The following is a 24157-nucleotide window of genomic DNA, read 5'->3' as shown; positions in this document are numbered from 1 at the left end:
AGATTGACATCTAAAAATTGAAAAAAATTAGTAAAAAAGGGAGCTTACAGCTCCCTTTTTTGCTCCCTTTTTTGATTTCGCATAAGGTGTATTATGTTAATTTTAGAAATTCTATATAAATATAGAATTTTTAAAACTTAAATTCTGGCATGTGTCCCATACTTATCAATCATGATCGAACTGGCTTCATTTAGACCACGTACTGTGACATTCGCACCATTCTTTTGAAATTTATTTACAACAGAATCAAGCATGGCGACTGATGTTACATCCCAAATGTGAGAATGGGTCAAATCAATAATCACCTCCTTTACATCCTCTTTAAAGTCAAAACCTTGCATGAACTTTTCAGAAGAACTAAAGAAGATCTGACCTCTCAAATCATATAGACGAGCTGTCCCCTCAAAAGAAGCACTGACCTGAATATCATTTTCTAGTTTATTGGCCAAGAATAAAGCTGAAAGCAGTACACCTGTTAATACCCCTAACGCCAAGTTATGCGTAGCTACCACCACAATCACCGTTGCAATCATCACGACGTTGCTACTTTTAGGATTGTCCTTTAATTGGGTGACAGAACTCCATTCAAAGGTACTGATCGAGACCATGATCATCACCGCTACCAATGCAGCCATTGGAATCACTTTGAGCCAGTCACTAATAAATACAACCAGAATAAGAAGAAAAATACCCGCAGAGAATGTTGATAAGCGTGTCAGACCACCTGACTTCACGTTAATCATAGATTGACCGATCATGGCACAACCTGCCATACCACCCATGAAGCCAGAGGCAATATTTGCAATACCTTGTCCTTTACATTCCTGATGCTTATCACTTGGTGTATCTGTCATTTCATCGACAATAGTTGCTGTCATCATAGACTCAAGTAAACCTACGGCTGCCAGTGCAACTGAATACGGCAAAATGATCATCAATGTTTCAAAATTTAGAGGAATATTCGGGACCAAGAACATTGGAAGTGTGTCAGGTAATGCTCCCATATCTCCAACAGTCCGTACATCAATTCCTAGGGCTATTGCTAACAATGTAATAGCAATGATGCAAACAAGTGGAGAAGGAAATAATTTTCCTAATTTTGGAATTAAAGGAAATAGATAAATAATCGCTAAGCCTAAAGCAACCAAAGCATATACATGCCAAGTTACATTCATCAGTTCGGGTAGCTGAGCCATAAAAATTAAGATGGCCAACGCATTTACGAAGCCAATCACTACAGATTTAGAGACAAAGCGCATTAGCTTAGCCAATTTCAGGTAACCTGCTAATATTTGAATGACACCAGTTAAAATCGTTGCAGCAAGCAGATATTCAAGCCCATGTTCTTTGACCAATGTGACCATAAGCAGTGCCATCGCACCTGTGGCTGCTGAAATCATAGCTGGACGACCGCCAACAAAAGAAATAACGACAGCAATACAGAAGGATGCGTATAAACCTACTTTAGGATCTACACCTGCAATAATTGAAAATGCGATAGCTTCAGGGATTAATGCAAGACCGACAACAAGTCCTGCAAGCACATCTCCACGGATGTTAGAGAACCATTGTTCTCGTACATTAGATAACATAAACATAGCCTATTTTTTAATTTTTCAGATAGGCTAGTGATGTGATATATACAACACACAAGCGACTACACCACATCACTAGACAGTGATGAGTTATTTACTGATTAAAGAGGTAAATAAACTTAAGGTGGCGTAAGTGTCATAAATTCAGTGCATTGTTTGAGAGAAAATATCAGAGCAAGGATAACAGCTCGTTATCATTCTATCTACCCTAACCATTTTGTAGAAGCTGCTTATTCAGCTAAGAAAATTGTCAATTTGCATTCTAAAAAACTGTGCATTTAACATAATGCATATTATACGCAATATGCTTTGTAAGCCCAAAATAGAAATGTCCGGTTTCTCCAAAGTAAAAATGTCCGCTTTTAGAATATGCACTTTTGCGATTATTGAAGCGGACGGTTTGATATGTTGGTGTCTATGTCGGATAAAGAACTTAAACGATTGTCGGTCTTGCAGGAAATCTGCGATCAACGCATAACTCAATCCCAGGCTGCTCAGCTACTTCATATTTCAGAACGTCAGATCAGACGCTTACTGCAGAAATACAAAGCTCAAGGCCCAGCTGCATTAGCCCATGCTGGTCGTGGCCAAACCAGCAACTGCAAACTTCCTGAAGAACTCAGACTCAAGTGCCTCAATATTGTTTCGGATCAACTCCATGGTTTCGGACCCACTTTAGCGCATGAAAAGCTCACTACCGTTCATGGATTCGATCTTTCAGTGGAAACCCTGCGTTGCTGGATGATTGCAGCCGATTTATGGATTCCTCGCTCCAAGCGCCTGAAACGCCCATATCAGCCTCGATATAACCGAGATTGTTATGGTGAACTGGTACAAATCGATGGCTCACACCATGACTGGTTTGAAGGAAGAGCCGCTAAATGCTGTCTGCTAGTCTTTATCGATGATGCCACAGGCAAATTGCAGCATTTACGCTTCTGTGAATCAGAATCAGCCTTTGACTATATGATTTCGACACGCTTGTATGTTGAACAGCATGGTAAGCCTTTAGCGTTTTACAGCGACAAACATTCAGTCTTTAGGGTGAATCAAAGCAGCAAGAAAGACAGCAAGATTACCCAGTTTGGACGCGTACTCAGTACCCTCAATATCGATATCATCTTCGCTAACTCCCCTCAGGCCAAAGGACGGGTGGAACGGGCCAACAGAACCCTTCAGGACCGTCTGATTAAGGAGATGCGCCTGGAAGGTATCAGTTCGATTGCAGATGCGAATAAGTGGTTACCCTGCTTTATTGAGCAGTTCAATCTCAAGTTTGCAAAGATGGCCTTTAATCCTAAGAACTTACACCGCTCTGCCACCGAAACAGCTGAGCAATTAGATGATATTTTTACCTGGCGAGAGCCACGTAGAGTCACCAATAGCCTGACCATTACTTATGATAAATGTGTATATCTCCTGGAGAGTACAGAAGAAAACCAGAGGCTGATTGGTAAATATCTTGAGTTTCTAGAATACCCGGATGGTACTGTAGCCATCATGCATGAAGGCCGGAAGATCAATTACAGCATCTTCGATAAATTAAGTCAGCTCAACCAGCGAGAGATTGTTGAGAATAAACGGTTGGGTGCTGTTCTGAATCATATCCAACAACAGCATGAAGAACTGGAACAACAAAACAAACGCAATCGTTCTCAAAAGATGCCAAGCAGACGTGCACAGAAAACAGCAATTCAACAACGAAATCTGAATCCTGTGCTTGACTTGGAAATGTCCATATAGGACATTTCTATTTGGTTATTAGGTAGGACATTTCTACTTGGGAATAACAATGCTTGTTAGAACCCATTTAAAGTGTCTATATTCTCACCAATAAAAATGTCTAGTTTATGATGGTTTTTATCACCATGGACTGGATATAAATATAGATGCTGATCACTATGTCGGATAAAGAACTTAAACGATTGTCGGTCTTGCAGGAAATCTGTGATCAACGCATAACCCAGTCCCAAGCTGCTCAGCTACTTCATATTTCAGAGCGTCAGATCAGGCGTTTATTGCAAAAATACAAAGCTCAAGGCCCAGCTGCATTAGCCCATGCCGGTCGTGGTCAAATCAGCAATTCCAGGCTTCCTGAAGAGCTCAGACTCAAGTGCCTCAATATTGTTTCTGATCAACTGCATGGTTTCGGACCCACTTTAGCGCATGAAAAGCTCACCACCGTTCATGGCTTTGATATTTCAGTGGAAACACTGCGTTCCTGGATGATTGCAGTCGATTTATGGATTCCTCGCGCCAAGCGTCTGAAACGCCCGTATCAGCCACGTTATAACCGGGATTGCTTCGGTGAGCTATGCCACAATTAAAGGTATTGAAGTGATGAGAGCACTACGTAAAGGGCAAGCTTCATCATTTTATTATGATCAGCCTGAGGGTGAAGTGTATCTCGTAAATAGAGTTTTCAGTCTTTAAGTACTTTTTAGAAGGAACACATCGACTCAAATCCCTATTTGCAACAGTGCCCTTTTTTCTGCTTGAATCGTGCTCGTATGAACCATTCCCAGATCGAGTTTACTATCTTATGCAGGCAAGCTATTCATTTATAGTCTTTTAATAAAATTTAGCTATTGATTGAGAAAATATTTGCTCATAAAACTTAAATTACTACTTTTATGAGCAAATATATTCTCGTTTTTTTGGTTTTATGATATTTTTGAGAAAATATTTGCTTATTTATATCTATGGAAAAATTAACGATACAGGCTCTTCTCGATACAAAATGGTTAGATATAGCAGAACTCAAGATATTAGAGCCACATAAAGGATCTGCAAGTGCAAGTGAGTTAGTTTACGAATTAGAATATGCCATTTCTTATTTAGATAAGAGAGATGAACATGCATGTAGTTTAGCGCTTCCTGTTCAAATTCTTATCCAACATGAATCGAAAGTCTGGTTTAGTTTTTTAGATGATATTGTTCCATCTGGTGCTGCTCGACGTTATTTAGTTCAATATCTAGGTCTGCAAAAACTCTCATCAGCAGAACAAGATTTTACTTTATTGGCAAAAGGTACAATTGCTCCTGTAGGGAATCTAAGAGTTAAGGAATCTGTTCCTTTGATCAGTTCAGAATCAACATTACATTTACGCAAGTTCACTACGGATGATGTTACGGAACGGAATATTGATTTTCTCGAATACGCACAACAAATGGGTGCAATTAGTAGCGGTGCAACTGGTGCAGGTGGGGAAGCTCCAAAATTACTGATTCGCGTGTCACAGGATCAGCAAGTTTGGATCGATACCTATCAAAATTCTTTTGATGAACCAGATCAGCATTATCTAGTCAAATTCCCTCGAAATAATCGTAGTGCAATAGATTGCGACATATTGAGAACAGAATATCATTTTTATCATGTATTGAATGAACTTGGATTTAAAACCATTGAAACCTCTCAGATGAAGCTGATAGAAGGTCAGAAATATCCTTCATTATGGCTGCCGAGATTTGACACTGAGTGGCAGAATCAGCAATGGCATCGACTTGGACTTGAGTCTGTTTATTCTGTATTGAATAAAACATCAGGGAGCCATATGAATCATTTTGAAGTCATAGATGAGCTTTGTACCTTATTAAAATCAGTGGACAAAAACTTTGATTCTTCGCAATTCGTTTGTGATTGGTTACAAAGGGATCTACTTAATATCATTTTTGGTAATTCAGATAATCACGGTCGTAATACGTCATTCTTAAAAAAATCAGGAAGAATATTTCTTGCTCCAATTTACGATTTTGCCCCGATGAAAGCCGATCCAGAAGTTGTGACGAGATCAACAACATGGGGAAGTCCGTATGAAGAAGGAGGGGAATACCGTTGGGAAGGTATTACCCAAAATCTTGCACACTGGTGTGAACCACATATATCTTTAAGTACATTAAAAATATTGGCTAGCAAACTTCTTGGACTTAAACAGCAATTAATCAACAAAGGTGTTCCCCAAACAATTATAGATATGCCAGGTCTAGGATATGACTTCATTGAAGCCAAATTGAGTCGATGGGAACTATTATGAAAAATAAAAATCAGCCACTTGACCGTCAACAATTGCTCATTGACTTATATACGCAATATTTATTCGGTAAAATTACCTTGGGACAACTGTTGAGCTACCTGCGCAAAAACGTACTTGGGCTAACACAAGAAAAATATGCAGCAATGGTCGGAATCAGTCGGCGTACTTTAACCGATATTGAACAAGACAAAGGTCAACTGACTCAGATCGTGTTGGATAAGGTGTTTAAGCCACTTGGCTTAAAAGCTGGCCTCATACCGACACATGAGCATATCGTTCGTAAGATTATTCAGCCACCTAGTGATTAAGAGCTTTATAGGGCACTGTTGCAAATAGAGAGGTAGATCAGGAAATTTGAACAACACTTATAAGTGATATTTTGCTCCCCAAATGATGTTATAAACATCGATATAAGGAGTATTTTATGGCACGTAGACCAAGAAGAAATCATTCAAACGACTTTAAGGCTAAGGTAGCACTTGCTGCGATCAAAGCAGAAAAAACACTTACTGAATTGAGTGCTGAATTTGATGTTCATCAAAACCAAATTATTGACTGGAAAAATCGGTGGTGTTTCAAAAAGTATGCTGACTATATTTTAACCCTAATTTAAATCTCATAAAGCACTAAAAATATAGTGAATTTAATTTACTTCTTTTCAATTTTTCTATTGACAGAATTAACTAGCATACTTTTTGAAACACCATCAGATCGTGAATATCCTTATCTTCAGTATATGAATAGCGGATCTGATAAAGCGGTAGGTAGTTATCGATTAATTCATCCATACTATCTAACCCAACGATATGCTCTCTTAGATAGTTAAATCTAAAAAAGTTCCCTTCAGTCGCAACGAGCGCCTTTTTCAAGACCGGTCGGCTAAAGTATTCTTCAGTCAGATCGATGGTTTTATGGTTAACTTCAGCTTGGATCTGATTCTGTTGCTTGTCGGTCAAGCTACCAGCATGCAATTGGTATGCACTGGCTTTGATTTCACGCTTAAAAGTCGTATCAATCTCAGAATCAGTCGTTTTATTTCTAAATTCTTGCTGATTGACTAAGACAAAACCTTTCTTATATGTCTCACTGTTCATAAAGTCAGATTTAAGCGTGATTGTGTGCTTTTCAGTGGATTTATTAATAATCCCTTCACCTAGAAGCTCTAACTTTAAGTTGTCGTAAAACGTGCCAGTCTTAACAAAGTGGTACATGAACGTTTCAAGTACACGCCCGTATTCATCAATCGCATTGTCAAACTTACGTTTGTACTGGTCAAACTCATAGCCATGTTCTTTATCAAACAAGTCAAGGTTATCATTATTCAAACGATATGATTTATGCAGTTTATATGGGCATAAACGAGCACCACGGCCAATCAACTGAATATCTTGCAGCGATACTTTTTTCGCTGCAGAAATATCAAAGTGAATGATGTCATAGAGACTTAAAACATCCCAACCTTCTGTGAGTGCATCAACTGAAAATATCACCCGATTATAGTTTTTAGGATCATCTAAAATCGGCAACAAAGTTGAATTGGTTTTATCCGTTGAGTTGTAAACAAACGTGTTATCTGAAGAAAAACGAATTTTAATTTCAGAAATAAATGATTTTAAACCATCTCTATCGCTGATCGTGGATAGACCAGACTTCGGAGAGGCAATCCAAGCAAACATTTGACGCAAGAAACGAAAGCTATCTTCAGCGTCTTGCAAATTAGTCTGATTGGTTTCACTTAGCTTTTTCAGATAATCTAAATCTTGTGGCTTAAGTGAATTAATCACCTTATGGAAAAATTCACGGTCTAGCTTGCTTTGTTTAATGTTGGTTGATTTCACCAATATAATTGGGTTGATCGTGACTTGCATATCACGCTCAGCGAATAAACGTCTGTATTCACTCAATACAACGGCATTAATCACCAATAAGCGTTTTTGATCGGCGATCTGAGTTTCAGTGTTGTAAAGGAAGCAAACCGCTTTACTGTAACCTTCCTTATTGAATCTCAAGAAATCGTATTTATAGACTAATTTGTCCTGATACTTCCTATGGATGGCACTATTGCCCAAGTCAACAGTAGCAGTAAACTCCAGCAAAAGATTATCTGGCCGTGCCTTGATTGCAGTATTGACCGAAGTTTCCCAATTGGTAATCGCTTCATCATCTTCTTTTATCTTCTTACGTGTATTCACGTTAAGTCGATGCGCTTCATCTGCAATCAGAACAATTTTATTATTCAAGAAATCTTCTGCAGACAAACCATTTTCTACCTCATTCACAAGTTTGTTGTAGAGGAACGCCGTACTTAAAAACATAAAGTTAATAGCGTTGCCTTGTGAATCTGGAAAGAGTTTGATTTCTTTAACAGGAATAGAACGTCCATTGATTTTCACGCCGTTCTTATTGAAAAGATACTTTTCAAATTGCGGATCAATAAAGTTCATATAGGCCTGTTCAATAATCTGCAATTGATGGACCATAAATATGAAATTACGGTAGCCTTTCTCATATAAAAAGAGAATAACAGCAGCCATGGTGAGCGTTTTACCGGCACCAGTTGACATATTGAAAAGTAAGTGTTTGGCTTTAGTCGGATCTTGATCATAGATCCAGATAAAATGCTTTACAGCCTCTTCTTGATACCCCCTTAAAGTACGCGACAAGTTATCAGTGATATAGCGAGGGATAGTAAAGTTTTTAGCCCACTCAATGTATTCACTGTCGTTTTCAATACGATAATATAGGAAGTCTTTTAAGGTATCTTTTACCAATGTTGGGCTTAATCTAGACATTAGGTGCACCATAAAACTTATCAGTGAGCGCAATCTCTTCCTGAGTGACTTTGAATTTTGAATCCAACATATCTGCATGGTTTAGATATAGCTGGTTTTCATCCAAAACTTGCAATAAAAGCACTTTACGATCGTCTAGTGATAAAGCCCTAAATGATTCCTCACGCTCAAAGTCTTTTTTATCAAACCAAAACTTTAAAAAGGCATTCTGAGCCATTTCATTATAAATACTGTCCAGCTCACCTTTACTTGTTGCAGCCAAGATTCCATCTTGATAGGCCTGGTTATAGCGCTTCAGTTCAAAATAAACAAATGAACCGCCACCATTCCAATTTACAAGTTTAGAGATACCGCCGTCCTCACCGTTTATTACGCGTTTTAAGCGTGTTTTGGTGATTTCATCAATATAGTCCATCTGCTCAATCGCAATCCATTTGCGACCCAATTTATGCGCCACAGCAGCCGTAGTACCCGAACCTGAGAAAAAGTCGAGCACAAGATCTCCTTCATCCGTGGCGATCTCAATAATACGCTGTAAAAGTAGTTCTGGTTTTTTCCCATTCGGGAACAATACACCACCCTCTTTTGTTAAATTGTTCAGCGGAAAGCCATCCCAAAAGGTGCCAGCTTTTTCAAGCTTGAAGATATATTTCCCTCTTTTGACCGCAATATCACTCAACCAAGCAATTTGATCGCACTTGGCACCCTTGTAATAGACAGTCGTTACCTTATTTTTGTTTTTTCCAGATCTAGGCACATATTCAATGCTTAATAGCTCATGATCCCCGGTTACACCTTCCATCACGCGTGTTCTAATTGAGCTTTGAGCATTCGTGTCGCGCATAATCTTATCAAAGTACTTCAGATAGCATTCAGCTTCAGTCAGGTTTTCTTCTTCCATCACCTTTTTGATCGGCTCTAGAACCACACCTTTATGCGTATAAACCTCAATCGGCTCACCTGAACCATCTGTTAATGTCTTAATGTGCTCTTTGGTACCAACGCTTTTTAAGATACGCGTATACTTCCAGCTCTTTTTAAGCTGCTTCATGGTTTCTAGATATTCAAACAATTCTACTTCGTCATAGAAATCGTTGAACTTTTTAAAACCATTCTCACTATTCATATTTTTGGTGTAAATCAAAATATATTCGATATTTTTCTTCAGGCGCTTGTCTTCGCCACCACCAGAAGCACCAGACGTTTGTTTCATTTTTACTGAAACTTGGTTTAAGTAGTTTTCACGACCAAAGACTTCATCTGCTAAAACTTTTAGATATGCTTGTTCATTGTCATCACATTGAATGAAAACCAGGCCATCTTCTTTGAGCAAATCCTTTACGACTTCCAAGCGATTTTTAATAAATAATAACCAAGAAGAATGTGTAAATGTGTCGTTATATTTGAATCCATCGTTCTCAGTATTGTATGGATATATATACCTATATTTAATAAAAATTAAATAATTTATTGTTTTATAAATAAATATAAATATTAAAATTACATAAACAGAATATTACGTTAAATTAATAAAAGATCTATGGCTATTTTGACCGTAAATTTACACTGATAGTTTTCTAAAAACAGTAATAAATACAAATAGAATTTTCTCTCGAGATACTAGCAAGTGATTCGAGGTGAGAACATCTAAACATCTGACTAAAGTTCAGTGATTGACCTAAGCTATTCAATCATTTTAGTGTACTAACACTGCTTTGTTAAAAATGATGATTAGGTCGTATAAAGTTGTTTTTTTAAGCGGGCTATGCGGTTTCTAAACCCTTCTATACTACGTTCTAAACGTGCATAGCTTGCTGTATTTTTATCTTTGCGACATGTTTGGATATAGCTAAATTCTTTGAGTTCTGCCTCAAGTTCTTGAATTTTTAGTACCGTGGCAAGTTTTTTATCCCATTGAGCTAATAAATTGGCTTCTCTGTATTTGAAATAGTCTTCATCGATCATTGCCGTCCTTCTTTTGATTCGCTCATAAAATAGGCATATCAACCCAACCCTACGATAACATAAGCAATTAATTAATATTTCATTATATATGCCGGCAATAAACCATGACTAGCAATTAACTTCAAATAATTACATAACACGCCCTGTATGAGTTTGTAAAAAATTCACCATTAGCAAGTGAAATTCGTGGGTACAAGTTCGTTTTGATATTGGTGAAAAAATACAAGAACTTCTTTCCGTTGCCGAAGATCAATTTGAGCAATATAAATCAAAACGAACAACTATTTGGCGAAATAAACTGATCAATACTATGAAAGGTTTATTGAATGAATGCTTACCTCAAGCTCAATATTCAGCTATATCATCTACTGTTACCTTATCTGATGATATATTCAAAAATATAAAACAAGGTATGGAAGATGAAGGACTGTGGAATGAGGAATTAGAGCAAAAGCTTTTTTTTGCATCTCAAATACAGCTTTCATATTTGTAATCTATAAGGGAGATATTAAATTTCCCTTTTTATAGCTTACGATAGGCTTACATTGCACAAACTTCCTGAAAAGCCATTCATTGATATTTTATGTATAAGTTGCTGTTTTGTAATTACAATATTTTAAATTTAAGCTCACTTATGCCACATACCTTAATCAGTTTATAAATTATATGGAAGAGTTCCCCCTTACCGAATTTCCACCGCTGAAACAAACTTGTTATAAAATATCAAAAAACTTCACAGCCATGTTATCTAATCTCTCTTTCACTACCTCCCAATCAGGCATAACTTGATTCAATAGTTGGTAGAAACGCTCACTATGATTATGTTCAACCAAATGACAAAGTTCATGCAGAATCACATAATCAATGCAGATTGTAGGCGCTTTAACTAGATGAGGATTGAGCGTAAGTAAACCTGATGGGGAGCAGTTTCCCCACTGTGTTCGCATGGTCATCAAACGAATATCAGGGTAATTTTCAACCCATAAAGCTTGTTCTAGAATATGTTGCAAACGTGCTTCGAATATGACTTTTGCTCGGATTCTATACCATTCATTTAAATAAGATTTAATACTTTCAAGACCCATATCCAAGGTGTTTACTTCCAATCTTCCTCTTAGAAGTTTTACACCTTTTGGCTTGGTATCATCATGAATCACTTTCAATTGATATTGTTTACCTAAATAAAAGTGGCTTTCACCACTTTTATATTTGCGAGGCGTGATAAATCTACTTTGTTCACGGAACTCTCGTAATTGTTTATAGATCCAACGACTACGCTGCTTTACCGCTTCAATAATTGTTTGATCATCTGTATTTAACGGTGTTGATACAACCACCCGACAATCAGCATAGACTTTAATCAGTATCTTTTGAGTACGACTAGGACTTTCAAGCACCTCAAAATCAATAATTTCATCACCATAAACAATGCTTAACTTTCTCTCTGGCAGCGTATTCATCCTAGAGCCCATTTAAACCAACCCGAGTAATTTGTACGATCATTTCTACAATTTTTTTTGCTTGATCCATACCACTCCCAATGGATTTACATTCACGGAACATCTGAGGTAATAATTTTTTACGGATATCCGCTTCAATATTTTGCGGATTGATGGAGTTTTCAGCCACAGAGCTCATCACAGAACGATCAACCTCGAAAGCGAGTTCAATCCACTTATCTTGATTCTGTTGATTTGTTATCGAGAATGCTTCAGGTAATAGCTTCTTAAAGACCCCGTAATAAGCTTGAGCATGCTTATTACCACTGAACACATCGGGAATTTCATCTAAACGACGAGCTTCAACTTGTTCTTCAAACTCTCTAAACAACATGTGTTGCTTCAATGGGTGATCAAACTCTTTCTCTGCTTCTTCAATGACTTGACGTAACAGCTTAGAGAAAGCCTCCTGAGCATAAGGATCATCACGCAATTGTTGCTCAATCATCTTAGTTACACGAGTTTTAATGATATCCGTTTCATTACGTGTTTTCTCTTCACTCCAATCTTCAGGCTGAGCTATTTTACCCATCTTGCCAACTTCATAAACCCCATCAGGGTCCTTAACTTCAATGCCCACAACATGCTTATCAATCAGTTTTTTGACTTGCTCTGCATACTGATCGTAGTCAACAGTCTCCCCAGCATCTCGTTTCACAATTTGACGCAAGCTTGTAAATAGTTTGACTGTTTCTTTGTAGTGCTGACGATCTGCATCAGAAAAGCTTTTATCTTCAAAGAAGGTTGCTGACTGCAACGCAACTTTTAAACAACTTGCAAACTCTGTAAGTGCTTCATAAAAATCATCACGAACTTTTAAGTGAATATCGACTAACTCACCCTTACGTTCTTCAATACGAGGAACTAAAACTTGGCGTAACTGCTCTGGATCATTTTTATTTTTAACATCAGCAAAAATTGCCCAAAGTGCTTTATACAAACGAGGTAATCGTTTGTATTCAGAACTCATTTGAGTATATAAGCCTGTAAGATCGTTAATATCATAACCACCTTGGGTACGAGCAGCGAGATCTTGGTAATCAAGAATTGTGGCATCCAATTCTTTTAAAATACCGCGATAATCAATTAATAAACCAAACTTTTTCAATGGGTGAAGTCTGTTTACACGCGCAATTGCTTGAATTAAATTGTGCTGTTTTAAATTTTTATCAATATAAAGAACAGCATTTTTAGGTTCATCAAAACCTGTTAAGAGCTTATCCACCACTATCAGCAATTTAAGCGAATCATCTTTTTCAAAACGCTCAATTACTTGTTTGGTATAAGTTTGCTCATCCTGAGTGCCGACATTGTCTTTCCACCATTGGGTCACTTCAGGGGTAGTCGATTCATCAACATCAGTATTTCCTTCACGACTATCAGGTGGGCTCATCACCACAGCAGACTCAAACAAGCCTGCTTCATCCAAGTACTTTTTATACTTAATCGCTGAAGCCTTGCTATCGCAAGCAAGCTGTCCTTTTAAACCATCATCAATATTTTTCACAAAGTGATTGGCAATATCTAACGCAATCAGGCGAATACGATCATCCGCAGTATAAATTTCACCTTTTCTCGCAAATTTACGTTTTAAATCTGCTTTTTGCTGATCATTTAAACCTTCTGTTATCCGTTCAAACCACGTATCAATCGCTCGTTCATTGACATCTAAATCAGGAATTCGTTCTTCATAGAGCAAAGGCGTTACGGTTTTATCTTCTACGGCTCTTTGCATTGTATAAGCATGAACAATAGGTCCAAACTTGTTAACGGTCTTTTCATCTTTAAGCAATGGTGTACCTGTAAATGCCACGAATGCCGCATTTGGCAGTGCGAGTTTCATACGTACATGGTTTTCACCACCTTGGCTTCGATGCCCTTCATCAATCAGGACAATGAAGTCTGAACTTGTGTTAACACATTCAGGAAGCTTGGTTGCAGAATTAAACTTCTGAATCAAAGAGAACATGATTCGTTCTGTACCCTTACCAATTTGTTCAGCCAAGCGTTTGCCTGAAGTCGCCATGGCATTTTGCTTGTCTTTTTTTCCTGCCAGTTCACCACCTGATACAAAGGTTTTACTCAGTTGATCTTCTAAATCGACACGGTCAGTGACAACCAAAATACGGCATTTTTTTAAAGTTTCATGTAAGATCATGGCTTTACTGAGAAAGACCATAGTAAAAGATTTACCTGAGCCTGTTGTATGCCAAATCACACCACCTTCACGACCACCTTTGCTGTTCTTCGTACTAATACGCTCAATAAGTCGTTTGATACCAAAGATTTGCTGATAACGAGCAACAATTTTTCCTGCTTTCTTATCGAAAAGCGTATATAGGCGAACCATTTCAAGTAGGCGTTCAGGCTTTAATAGACTAATCAGCAGTTGATCTTGACCTGTAACAGCTAAGTCTCCACCTGCAATTAGGTTTTCATACCAATTTAAGTCATCAACTGGACGATAAGAAAATAGGCTCTGTTTTTGAGAAGCACTTAATTTCTTATTTTTAAGCGCATACATTTCTGCATCAGAAATATCTTCTTCTCGCCATGCAGCCCAAAATTTTGCAGGGGTATTACATGTGCCGTAACGACCTTCATGCCCATTTATAGAGAGTATCAGTTGGCTATATGCAAACAGATGTGGAATTTCATCAGGTCGCTGATTACGAAGTGTCTGAGAAATACCTTCATTAATTGTTGGACCTTTCTTTGCCTGACTGTCAGGGCGTTTTGCTTCAATCACAACTAAAGGAATACCATTTACAAAGCAAATGATATCGGGTCTACGTGTATCTACTCCACCTGAACGTGTTACAGCAAATTCTTCTGTATATGAAAAGTCATTATTATGGATGTTATGCCAATCAATCAATGGAATCGTTGGGCTGACCTTCTTTCCATTTACAAATTCAGTTACAGGAATACCGTAGAACAAATGGTTATAGATTTTTTCATTGGCTGTAAGTAACCCTTCATTCAAAGCAGGACTACAAATTTCTGATATCAAATTATCTACTGATTTTGCTGAAATTGGATATTCCTGACCCGCAAATGTAAAGCTGCGTTTTGCCAATTCAGCACGTAAAATTTGCCGTAGAACAACTTGGTCTTGTTTAGCATCACGAGCAGCCAGCGCCTGCGATGGCGGGAGGAATGACCAGCCCAAATTACACAGCAAAGTCAGAGCTGGCAGCTTGGCGCTGTATTCTTCTTGGAATTTAGGATTATACAGCGTCATGACTTATCCTTATTTGACCATTGCAGTAATTCAGCAATATCTTGCTCACCCTGCTTTTCTCTCAATTCCCTTTGCTGAACACTATAAACATCAAACTCAATATAAGCTTTTTCATTTGCCTGCTGTCTGCTAATACTGCCATGATTTGCCAACACGTTACGATCATTAAACTGCAAAAATTGATCTAGCTTTTGCTGCCAATCTTTCAAGAATATTTGTTTGCGTCTTTTTGCCTGATCTTCGGCAAAGTCTAGCCACATAGTAACGATACGGTTGAGTTCTTCGATTTCAGTTTTTTCTAAATAGTTTTTAGCGACAGTAACGTCATTTTTTTTAATTTTTTTACCTTTAAAATTACTTAGCCCCATGTGAATTTTCTTAGCATCTGCTCGACGATAAATAACTTCAGCAGCGGTTTGGCCAGTACAAACAAAATGCAGTTTATTTTGAATGACTTGAAAAAATTGTGTGGTTTCTTTAAATGATGGTTGATAGTCGGCAGCCAATGCAAAAATTTCCCGAACGCGCAGATAAACGCGTCGCTCACTTGCCCGTATATCTCGGATACGTTCTAGTAATTCATCAAAGTGGTCAGGTGCTGGGACTGTTCCCACAGGTGGATTTTTTAATCGTTCATCATCTATTGCAAAACCTTTTTGCAAATACTCCCCAATGGTACGCGTTGCCCATTGGCGAAATTGTGTGCCACGTGTTGAGCGCACTCGATAGCCAATCGCAATAATCATTGCTAAGGCATAAAATTGCATTTGATATTTTTTACCATCACTGGCAGTTGTCAACTGAAAGTTGACAACTGCTTCGGGCAATAATTCGCCTTCGTCCAAAATAGCCTTTATATGTTTACTAATATTTTGCTTAGTGGTTTGATAAAGCTCAGCTATTTCTAATTGTGTAAGCCACAATTGTCCACCTAACTCACGCAGTACAAATTGAGATTGTCCGTCATCGGTGGTGTAAAGGATAAGATCATTTCCCATGCTTGGCTTCTTGTATATCATCAGGTTTCAACATAGAAATTACATAATTAACCCAAAGCTCCTCTCCAATACATCGTGTATTACTATTAACTGGCACAACCACAACTGATTTACTATAACTGTTAGAAATTCTCAGTTTTTTTCGTAAATCACGTTGTTGTTGCTCAGCCGAACCATCTACATCTCGACTAATTACAAAAAGTTTTTTCCCGTAACTTTCAATTAGCTCACGAAACAATCCATTGATATGGCTGTCATCTTTATTAAAACCAAACCCTACAACCACGATAGCATCTGAATCGTTGTAAGCATCAAATAGCTGTACATAACGCCTTGACATAGTCACAGAAGTTAAAGGTTTTAATCCACTCTGCGTCAAAATAAATGGTACATAGATTTGGGATTGATCCAATTCGTCCGTATTTTCACAAGTTACAACAGTATTTTTATATGGATTATAATAATCATGCACACAGCCATTAAGGTGAATCACCTCAGGAATTGACATCTTTTGTTGCTCAAAAATAGGAGCCAATAAACTATTATAATTTGCAGTGCCAATAGCTGAAAATTCATGATTATTAACAAAATCTGCTAAATCATGATAATAACCTTCTGATGAGATAGTAGATATATCAGGAGCTTGACTTTGAATATAATCTCGTGCAATTTTCAAAAATATAACCATCTTGGTAAACTTAGCCCAATCAGTTTCTGGAGAAAATAAATAACGAAAATGATCATCTATTAACTTCTGATAATCTAAAACTGTGGTAAATATACTCTCAAGCACATTTTGTGCAATTGCACAGAACAAACTTAGTCCAGTATCTGAGTCAGCAGTACCAAAACTTCGATTTTCTTCTAGAAGCAATTCAAGTGCCGTTGAACCAATACGATTGAACTCCAAACGAAACATACCTGAAATATCATCAAAAATTGGTAAATCATCTGGTGCTGTTTCAAACAATTCTTGGTTTAACTTGCAAACAAGATCTTGACCATGAGCCCCAACCAATAACTGTAAAAAAGCCGTAACATACCGTTTAAGATCATCGCTATTATCACTATTTTTCACAATATCAAGCATTGCTGAATAATAATTTGAGCCAAATAAATTCACATCTTTAGCCAATAATTCATTCAATTTAATAGCATGTGTATAAACACGGTCTCCAATGGAACTACCTACCACCTCCGAAAATTTCTGTTCTAGTAACTCTCTACTAATCCCTAGTGTAGACATTGCTGCATCACACTCAGAATCAAATTGATTTAATCGTCTAATAATTTCAGTTCGACGATATTCAATTGATGATTCAATCAAACACGTAAACTCACTTCGTCCAAACGCATGAATCCTTTTTTCCTTAAAGCCCTGCGGTAACCAATCTGTAGCATATGTTGACATAACATCAATGGTTTGCAACTGATGTCGGAAAGCGGTTCGAAATGGACTAGGGTCTTGTCTAAATAGATCAATAGCAAATTTCCCTCCACTTGGCAGCCCATAACTAATCTCTGCACCTGCACCAAAGAAAAAACCAAGTTTCATTTCAATTCTCCTAATTTCACCCGACGTTTACCTGTTAACAATTGCTGCATGAGTGCTTTTTTTTCTTGCTTTAAACAATTGAGTTTTTTCTGCAAAGTTTCAATTTCTTGATCGGCGAAAGAAAGGACTTTAGCAATTTTTCGTTGTTCTTGTATCTCAGGTAACTTAAGAACGAAACTACTAATAGCATCAAATCCAACAGAATCCCTAACAGAACCTTGAGTACTGTTATTGATTCGTTGCTTAGCTTCATTAGACTTCATCCAATAAAGGAAAAAATCACTATCTAAATTTTCAGATTTAATGCTAAAAACAACATACATCGGACTTAATAAACCATTTTCAAATTGATCTAGCCTTGCAAAAGACCCCACATTGATACGTGATGGGTTATAACCATACTGTCCTTGCCTAACTACCTTGTAATTCGAAACTTCGTCACTCGCAATACGCTTTGAAAACTGATTTTCAGGTAAAATGAATCCACTATGATTTGTCACACTTAGCACACGAGATATTGAATTATCTTTATTACGTTGCTTCTCTTCTTTCAAGAATATTCCTAGACGATGTTTTTCCCAAGAAATATTAAATCTTGATCTTGCCTCATCAAGCAAACGTTTCTTACCTGTGAGCAATTGTTGCATCAATGCTTTTTTCTGCTGTTGGCTATTTTCAAGCAGTTTTTCAGTAGCCGAAATCGCTTGGTCCCAAGTTGAAAGGATTTGGGCGATTGCCTTTTGTTCATCTAGAATTGGATGATAAATTTTTAACTTTTTAACTTCAGCAATATTAATACCTTTGACAGCTTGGCCGACTGTATTCAAAGTAATTTGTTGCTGAACATTAAATGATTGCAACGCATAAAATATATAAAGTGAATCATCATTTGATGAAACTCTAATTCTTGCCGTATCTTGCGTTATATTTGCACCATTTAATGAGTTAGGCACAATCGCAACACGTCCTGTAGTGCCGCGTATCGTCAATAAAATATCGCCTTCTTTTACTTCGGCTCGCTTATATTGTGCATGAATTTCAGGCGTAGTCTTGAGTAAATCATCTTCTAGAATTACGCCGCCTATAATATTCTTTACTTTAATTACAGGAATTCCACCTTCATAGTGATCACCCGGCTTCAAAATGCCATAACAAATAGGAGCATCATTACTAACAAAAGTATCTAAAGGCGTTATTTTATTAATTGACATAACCTAGCTCCTCTAAATACTTCGCCATTTGCACTTCAAGCTCAGCAAGTTGAGTCTTTAACTGCTCACGCTCAGCACGTACAGCAACCAAATCAATCTCAGCTTCCTCTTCAAAGGTATCCACATAACGAGGAATGTTCAGGTTGTAATCGTTGTCTTTGACTTGCTGCAAAGTCGCCAAATACGCATACTTATCTACACTTTCACGAGCTCGATAGGTTGCAATAATCTTGGCAATATTCTCTTCAGATAAGTTGTTTTGATTTTTACCTGACTTAAACTCACGGCTTGCATCAATAAACAAAACCGAATCATCAGACTTTTGCTTTTTGAAAATTAAAATCGCAGCAGGAATACCCGTACCGTAGAAGAGCTTTTCAGGTAAACCAATCACCGCATCTAACAAGTTTTCGTTTATCAACTTCTCACGAATCTTCCCTTCAGACGAACCACGGAATAACACACCATGTGGAACCACAACACCCATACGACCCGTAACAGGTTTTAGCGTTTCAATCATGTGTGAGATAAACGCATAATCACCTTTGGTCTTTGGTGGTAAACCACGACGGAAACGATCAAACTTATCATTTTCAGCTTGCTCATAACCCCACTTGTCTAATGAGAATGGTGGGTTTGCGGTCACGATATCAAACAGCATCAAGTCGCCATTTTTATCCAATAATTTTGGATTACGAATGGTATCTCCCCACTCAATTTTATGATTATCTTCACCATGCAAGAACATGTTCATCTTCGCCAATGACCAAGTTGAACCAATCGCTTCTTGCCCATAAAGTGCATATTCTTTGCTATCGTGATTCGCTACAACTTTACGACCACATTTCATTAATAGTGAGCCAGAACCACAGGCAGGGTCACAAATGCTGTCGCCTTTTTGTGGGTCAAGTAACTCTGCAATTAAGTCCGATACTTCAGGTGGTGTATAGAATTCACCTGCTTTTTGACCACCACTCGCGGCGAAATTTTTAATCAAAAACTCATAACCGTTGCCAATCACATCAAGTAAACCTACACGGCTTGGTTTCAGATCTAAATCCTTAGAAGCAAACACTTCAAGTAAGTCTTTCAGAATCGTATTCTTTTGTTTTTCTTCACCCAATTTATCGGTATTAAACGAGATATCTTGGAAAACGCTTTTGCCTACATCTTTGAGCTTTGTACCATTGGCTTCTTCAAGTGCATGCAAAGCCATATCAATACGTTCACCATTGCCGGGTTCAAAGCGACGCTCATGCAAGGTATAGAAATTTGATTCACGAGGCAGGACAAAACGCTCGCTTTTCATTAATTCTTCGATGAGCTCAGGTTCATCGCCATGTTCATTTTTATAATTATCGTAGTGATCTTGCCATACATCAGAGATGTACTTTAAGAATAACATCGTCAAAATATAGTCTTTGTAGGTATCTGCACTCACCGTGCCACGGAATACATCACATGCCGACCAAAGGGCTTTATTGACGGTATCTTGATTGATTTGAGTAACCATTATTTGTTTCCTTGGAGCAGTTGTTTAAACATGCCCATCATCATTTGTTCACGATTTTTAAGTAATTGTTGGGTCAAGATCTGCTCTTGCTCCCAAATACGGTTTAATTCGATTATGCGTTGCTGAATATCCAAGCTAGGGATTTCAACTTCAAACTGGTTGACTGTAGATACGCTAAGCATTGGCATCTTAGAGCCCTGACTTTCTTTCCGTAACTCGTATTGCACATGAGGTTGGTTTAAGTACCAGCATAAGTATTCAGGCACTACATTTTGATTTGGCATTATTATCAAAAACTGGCTACTCACAATTAAGGGTAATGCTTTTGATTGATCTTGATTGCCTACAAAATAATGTGCCTTGAGATACTCTCCACGACAGGGCAGCAACACAGACTCAGGCGACACGATTGCGTTATCTTTACCTTGCCAATCAATTTGCGGTAAAGCATCTGCAAAAAGCGTATAACTACATGTATCCGTTGCTATGTTACGAATGTCTTTGATCTGCAATACGTGGGCATTGCCAGACTCAACTTCCTCGATCTTTTCTCGAAATGTAAAGCCTGTACGAATCTCTGTAAGGTCGCTCAGTTTTAAGAATCTCTTTAACTTTGCCATAAATATTTACTCAGAAAGGGATTGAGCCATCCTTGGCTCACATATTTAAGAAGCTTTGCCTAAGTTTTCTTTAAGCCAAGTAGTAACATCTTTCATTCCCTTTGAATCAAGGTTGTACCAAGCTGCCTCATTTTGTAAGCGAGTCACTAATAAGCCATCATTACCATCCATGACTTTGAATAATTCCTCTGCAATTTGTGATGGTGTTTTTTCAGAGACAATTAACCAACATGACTCCAGTGGATGACACCAATTGCCTAGAGACCTAATTTTTTCATAAAGCTCATCATAGTTACGTTGTTTACGCAGGTCATAATTGATCTGATATACTTTCATTTGTTCTGAACTCCTAATATTTAGTCGTGTTAATGGTTTTGAACTCGATGACAGGCGGCCACCTGTCATCCTTATTTTTTGCAGTAGAACATCTATTCAAACCAGCTAAATAGCATATTATGTTGCTGATAGTACTATGTCAATTAAAATTACAGTAGATTATCTACGTTTTTTATTTAATTTATAACCTTTTGTTAAATAATTAATTTTCTAAAAGTTCGGTAATAAGTGTTGAGGATGAATCTTCAATATTTTTGCAATCTCATATAGTTTTTCGACAGTTAGATTTACTTCCCCACGCTCAATTCTTCCCATGTAGCTCCTATCTATAGAGCACTGTAGGGCCAAGAACTCTTGAGTCATGTTTAACTCTATTCTTTTATTACGGATTAATTTCCCAATTTTTATAGATAATTCTGACATGTTCGGCGTCAACTATCTTGGCCGGTTCGCGTCAATTATGATGGCCGGTTAGGTTTTCTCATTTTTCCTACTTCCAGCTTGTTTTAACTGATGTTGTTTTCGATAGCTTTCTCCTTCTAATTCTATAATTGTCGCGTGGTGGATCAGCCGATCTATGGCCGCTACCGTCATCATGCTGTCTGGGAAGATCTGATCCCATGCACTAAACGGGTGATTGGCTGTGATGATCAGGCTACCGCTTTCATATCGATGCGCGATAAATTCAAACAGTACCTGGGTTTCTGCATCGGTTTTTTTCACATAACCAATGTCATTTATCTGACCACCCGATATTTCAAAATAAACGGGAAGCCCACCGCTATCTACAGCGAGATGAATTTTTGTAGAACTCCCACCCCGACTTTTTCCTATCGCTTCATCTGAACTGCTTGCGGCTCCGCTACTGTCTTGATGCGCTTTGACAATACTTCCATCAATAAACAACCATTCTGGATCATTATCGGACGATATGCTTTGAAACCATTTTTGTAACACACCTTTCTTTGACCAAAGGTTAAAGCGCTTAAATACAGAGTTCCAACGACCGAATCTTTCAGGCAAATCTCGCCACTGAATGCCTGTGCGCATACGATAAAGTATGCCTTCCAGTGTATTTCGGTGTTCATATTTATTGTAAACACGCCCTGTCTCTTTAAGTATTTGCTTTAGGGCTTCCTAGGCGTTATCTGTTAGCATTGTCCTTGGCATAGCAACGTCCGTTCTCGGTGGTATTTTTGATTTTTGGCGAAACCATTATACCTTGTTGCTATGCCGTTCATTTTTCACTCAAAGATCAACAGCCTCTAGTAAGGCACGTACTTGAAGCACTTAAAAGATAAAAATAAAGGCTCTCTAATGTGTTTAGGAGCCATCTAACTTATAGTTGTTTCGGGTGAGGCTTATTTGTTTTTGTGCTCCAGTGCTGTAAGTGATGTACCTACGATAAATATAGACACGACAAACAAGCCTAAATCTTTTAGCAAAAACTGGCCAGGAACCACAGAGATCGCAGGAAACCCAAGAGATGCCTCAAAAACACCGGGTGTAGTCAGCATGAACGACAATGTCGTAAAAAAGAGTCCGGTTGAAAGTACACCGCCCAAGATTGCGAGCTTAGGGGAGAAAACTCGTGCAGCGATTAACAGGCCAACTGAAATTTCAAGCACACCCAGAAAATTTGAGAATCCTTGAATGCTGAGGAAGCTATACATCCACGAAAGCAGAGGGCTATTACTAACAAAACCATGTATACCGTTTGCTTCGTAGCTAGTGAATTTCATGCCACCAAACCACAAATATATTATCGTCATGGCAACGTAGATGCCACCTATACCAAACTTAGTGATTTTTGCACCGAGATTATTACTAAGGGTATTGGTAGTCTGGACACCATTTTCAATTTCGGGAATAGTCATCTTATATCTCCAATTATTTTTAGCCATGTGGACTCACTCTATGTAGCCCACTAAAATGATATGACTCTTGAGAAAAACTATATGTTTACTCGAGTCGAACCTAACTTAGGTAATTGCTGTAGTTGAGCACCAATGGATTAGACATCAATGCCTAGTGGTTGAACGGCCGGGAAGTCGACCTCGGTCTGTGTCACTTCGTTAACGTAGTTAGTGAAAGTGTTCAGGGCAACAGCCAACAGAATATCCACTACATGTGCATCACTGTAGCCAGCGTTCAGCACCGCTTGGACCTGGTCATTGCTGACTTGCCCGCGCTGGCGGACTACGGCGGCAGCAAAACGCACGGCTGCGTCGGCCTTAGGGTCATTTGATGCACCGCTGCGGTTGGCAGTGAGTTCAGCATCATCAAGCTTGGCCACCTTACGGCCTAGGAAGGAATGGGCAGCAAGGCAATAATCGCAGCCGTTGATCTCAGCGACGGCTAGGGCAATACGCTCAAGAGTCGCTGTACCCAAGCCGCCCTGTGCTGATGCTGCGCTCAATTGCAGGTAGCCAGTCAGCGCAGCAGGGCTGTTGGCAACGACGCGGAACATGTTAGGAACGCGGCCCAGTTGTTTTTCCACAGCCTTGAGTGAGGTATGGGTAGCAGTAGGCGCGGCGTCGATTGTGGTAGGGGTGTTCAAACGTGACATAAATTTCTCCTAGTGATTTGAAAGACAGCACGCTGTATTGGCGTGGAATAAATTGTATTTAAGAAGGTTCTGCTTGATAATCCGTTGCTATCAGACAGCTCATCTTCACGTCTTGCGCAGTCGCCATTTCAGTGCCACTACACACCTTCGTTGACGTCACGCCGTCCTGATTTCTAAGGAGGTCTTCGAGACTCCAAAAACACCCTCCGGCAACGATCACATTATT

At 38.4% G+C, this 24157-nt stretch carries 21 protein-coding genes and 3 pseudogenes; 7 read left to right on the top strand and 17 right to left on the bottom strand.

The annotated features are described in order from the left end of the window. Positions 1-137 precede the first annotated feature (137 nt). Positions 138-1592, bottom strand: coding sequence for a SulP family inorganic anion transporter (locus FD716_RS18360; protein WP_139853758.1), 1455 nt, complete (start codon positions 1590-1592; stop codon positions 138-140). A gap of 420 nt (positions 1593-2012) precedes the next feature. On the opposite strand from FD716_RS18360, the gene FD716_RS18350 reads away from it, so the two are divergent. The 6 genes and pseudogenes from FD716_RS18350 to FD716_RS18320 all read left to right on the top strand — a co-directional run. After that, entirely contained in the window at positions 2013-3338 is a 1326-nt protein-coding gene (locus FD716_RS18350) for an ISNCY family transposase (protein WP_139850444.1), read from the top strand. A 158-nt stretch (positions 3339-3496) separates the two neighbouring features. Continuing rightward, positions 3497-3910, top strand: a pseudogene (locus FD716_RS18340) (helix-turn-helix domain-containing protein); the annotation flags it as partial. Next, a pseudogene (locus FD716_RS18335) lies at positions 3906-4028 on the top strand (IS6 family transposase); the annotation flags it as partial. The pseudogenes FD716_RS18340 and FD716_RS18335, both read left to right, overlap by 5 nt. A gap of 269 nt (positions 4029-4297) precedes the next feature. After that, positions 4298-5629: a type II toxin-antitoxin system HipA family toxin gene (locus FD716_RS18330; RefSeq protein ID WP_139853756.1), complete on the top strand. Its 1332-nt coding sequence runs from the start codon at positions 4298-4300 to the stop codon at positions 5627-5629. Beyond that, on the top strand, positions 5626-5937 hold the full coding sequence (locus FD716_RS18325) for a helix-turn-helix transcriptional regulator (RefSeq protein ID WP_139853755.1): 312 nt from the start codon (positions 5626-5628) through the stop codon (positions 5935-5937). Before FD716_RS18330 ends, FD716_RS18325 begins: the two co-directional genes overlap by 4 nt. 116 nt (positions 5938-6053) lie before the next feature. Beyond that, a pseudogene (locus tag FD716_RS18320) lies at positions 6054-6197 on the top strand (IS3 family transposase); the annotation flags it as partial. A gap of 115 nt (positions 6198-6312) precedes the next feature. Here the strand turns inward: FD716_RS18320 and FD716_RS18315 are convergent. The 3 genes from FD716_RS18315 to FD716_RS18305 all read right to left on the bottom strand — a co-directional run bounded on the left by FD716_RS18315 (position 6313) and on the right by FD716_RS18305 (position 10386). Then, positions 6313-8421 carry a DEAD/DEAH box helicase family protein gene (locus FD716_RS18315; RefSeq protein WP_139853754.1) on the bottom strand — a complete coding sequence of 703 codons (2109 nt, stop codon included), beginning with the start codon at positions 8419-8421 and terminating at the stop codon, positions 6313-6315. Continuing rightward, positions 8414-9859 carry a site-specific DNA-methyltransferase gene (locus tag FD716_RS18310; RefSeq protein ID WP_087528766.1) on the bottom strand — a complete coding sequence of 482 codons (1446 nt, stop codon included), beginning with the start codon at positions 9857-9859 and terminating at the stop codon, positions 8414-8416. The genes FD716_RS18315 and FD716_RS18310 overlap by 8 nt, the downstream gene beginning before the upstream one ends. Positions 9860-10152: 293 nt before the next feature. Continuing rightward, positions 10153-10386 (bottom strand): hypothetical protein, encoded by a 234-nt coding sequence (locus tag FD716_RS18305; RefSeq protein WP_057081907.1) that lies wholly within the window; start codon positions 10384-10386, stop codon positions 10153-10155. A gap of 310 nt (positions 10387-10696) precedes the next feature. On the opposite strand from FD716_RS18305, the gene FD716_RS18300 reads away from it, so the two are divergent. Next, positions 10697-10879, top strand: a complete 183-nt coding sequence (locus FD716_RS18300; protein ID WP_057081906.1) for a hypothetical protein — start codon at positions 10697-10699, stop codon at positions 10877-10879. A gap of 220 nt (positions 10880-11099) precedes the next feature. Here FD716_RS18300 and FD716_RS18295 read toward each other — a convergent pair whose 3' ends face one another. The 13 genes from FD716_RS18295 to FD716_RS19205 form a co-directional block, all read right to left on the bottom strand. Beyond that, complete coding sequence (locus tag FD716_RS18295; protein WP_057081905.1) at positions 11100-11846, bottom strand: M48 family metallopeptidase; 747 nt, start codon at positions 11844-11846, stop codon at positions 11100-11102. Between the two features lies 1 nt (position 11847). Next, complete coding sequence (locus FD716_RS18290) at positions 11848-15129, bottom strand: type I restriction endonuclease subunit R (protein ID WP_139853753.1); 3282 nt, start codon at positions 15127-15129, stop codon at positions 11848-11850. After that, positions 15126-16127 carry a virulence RhuM family protein gene (locus FD716_RS18285; protein ID WP_139853752.1) on the bottom strand — a complete coding sequence of 334 codons (1002 nt, stop codon included), beginning with the start codon at positions 16125-16127 and terminating at the stop codon, positions 15126-15128. The genes FD716_RS18290 and FD716_RS18285 overlap by 4 nt, the downstream gene beginning before the upstream one ends. After that, the gene (locus FD716_RS18280) at positions 16117-17682 is read right to left on the bottom strand and encodes a hypothetical protein (RefSeq protein ID WP_139853751.1); all 1566 of its coding nucleotides are present in this window, start codon (positions 17680-17682) and stop codon (positions 16117-16119) included. The genes FD716_RS18285 and FD716_RS18280 overlap by 11 nt, the downstream gene beginning before the upstream one ends. Then, entirely contained in the window at positions 17679-18893 is a 1215-nt protein-coding gene (locus tag FD716_RS18275; RefSeq protein WP_139853750.1) for a restriction endonuclease subunit S, read from the bottom strand. Before FD716_RS18275 ends, FD716_RS18280 begins: the two co-directional genes overlap by 4 nt. Next, on the bottom strand, positions 18883-20406 hold the full coding sequence (locus FD716_RS18270; protein ID WP_139853749.1) for a type I restriction-modification system subunit M: 1524 nt from the start codon (positions 20404-20406) through the stop codon (positions 18883-18885). The genes FD716_RS18275 and FD716_RS18270 overlap by 11 nt, the downstream gene beginning before the upstream one ends. After that, entirely contained in the window at positions 20406-21026 is a 621-nt protein-coding gene (locus FD716_RS18265; protein WP_057104322.1) for a restriction endonuclease subunit S, read from the bottom strand. Before FD716_RS18265 ends, FD716_RS18270 begins: the two co-directional genes overlap by 1 nt. Before the next feature lie 45 nt (positions 21027-21071). After that, positions 21072-21362: a hypothetical protein gene (locus tag FD716_RS18260; RefSeq protein ID WP_057081899.1), complete on the bottom strand. Its 291-nt coding sequence runs from the start codon at positions 21360-21362 to the stop codon at positions 21072-21074. A gap of 210 nt (positions 21363-21572) precedes the next feature. Beyond that, positions 21573-21785: a helix-turn-helix domain-containing protein gene (locus tag FD716_RS18255; RefSeq protein ID WP_057081898.1), complete on the bottom strand. Its 213-nt coding sequence runs from the start codon at positions 21783-21785 to the stop codon at positions 21573-21575. Between the two features lie 48 nt (positions 21786-21833). Further along, positions 21834-22484, bottom strand: a complete 651-nt coding sequence (locus FD716_RS19000; RefSeq protein ID WP_198114842.1) for an IS5 family transposase — start codon at positions 22482-22484, stop codon at positions 21834-21836. Positions 22485-22723: 239 nt separating this feature from the next. Further along, positions 22724-23239, bottom strand: coding sequence for a YkgB family protein (locus tag FD716_RS18245; protein WP_004911234.1), 516 nt, complete (start codon positions 23237-23239; stop codon positions 22724-22726). Between the two features lie 137 nt (positions 23240-23376). Further along, on the bottom strand, positions 23377-23931 hold the full coding sequence (locus FD716_RS18240) for a carboxymuconolactone decarboxylase family protein (RefSeq protein WP_000088799.1): 555 nt from the start codon (positions 23929-23931) through the stop codon (positions 23377-23379). A 58-nt stretch (positions 23932-23989) separates the two neighbouring features. Beyond that, positions 23990-24151: a peptide-methionine (S)-S-oxide reductase gene (locus FD716_RS19205; protein WP_223290059.1), complete on the bottom strand. Its 162-nt coding sequence runs from the start codon at positions 24149-24151 to the stop codon at positions 23990-23992. Positions 24152-24157: the final 6 nt, after the last annotated feature.

This window comes from Acinetobacter pullicarnis, from assembly GCF_006352475.1.
In the GTDB taxonomy this organism is placed as follows: domain Bacteria; phylum Pseudomonadota; class Gammaproteobacteria; order Pseudomonadales; family Moraxellaceae; genus Acinetobacter; species Acinetobacter pullicarnis.
Note: the sequence above shows the minus strand (reverse complement) of the source record. Positions and strands in the feature narration are given on the sequence as shown.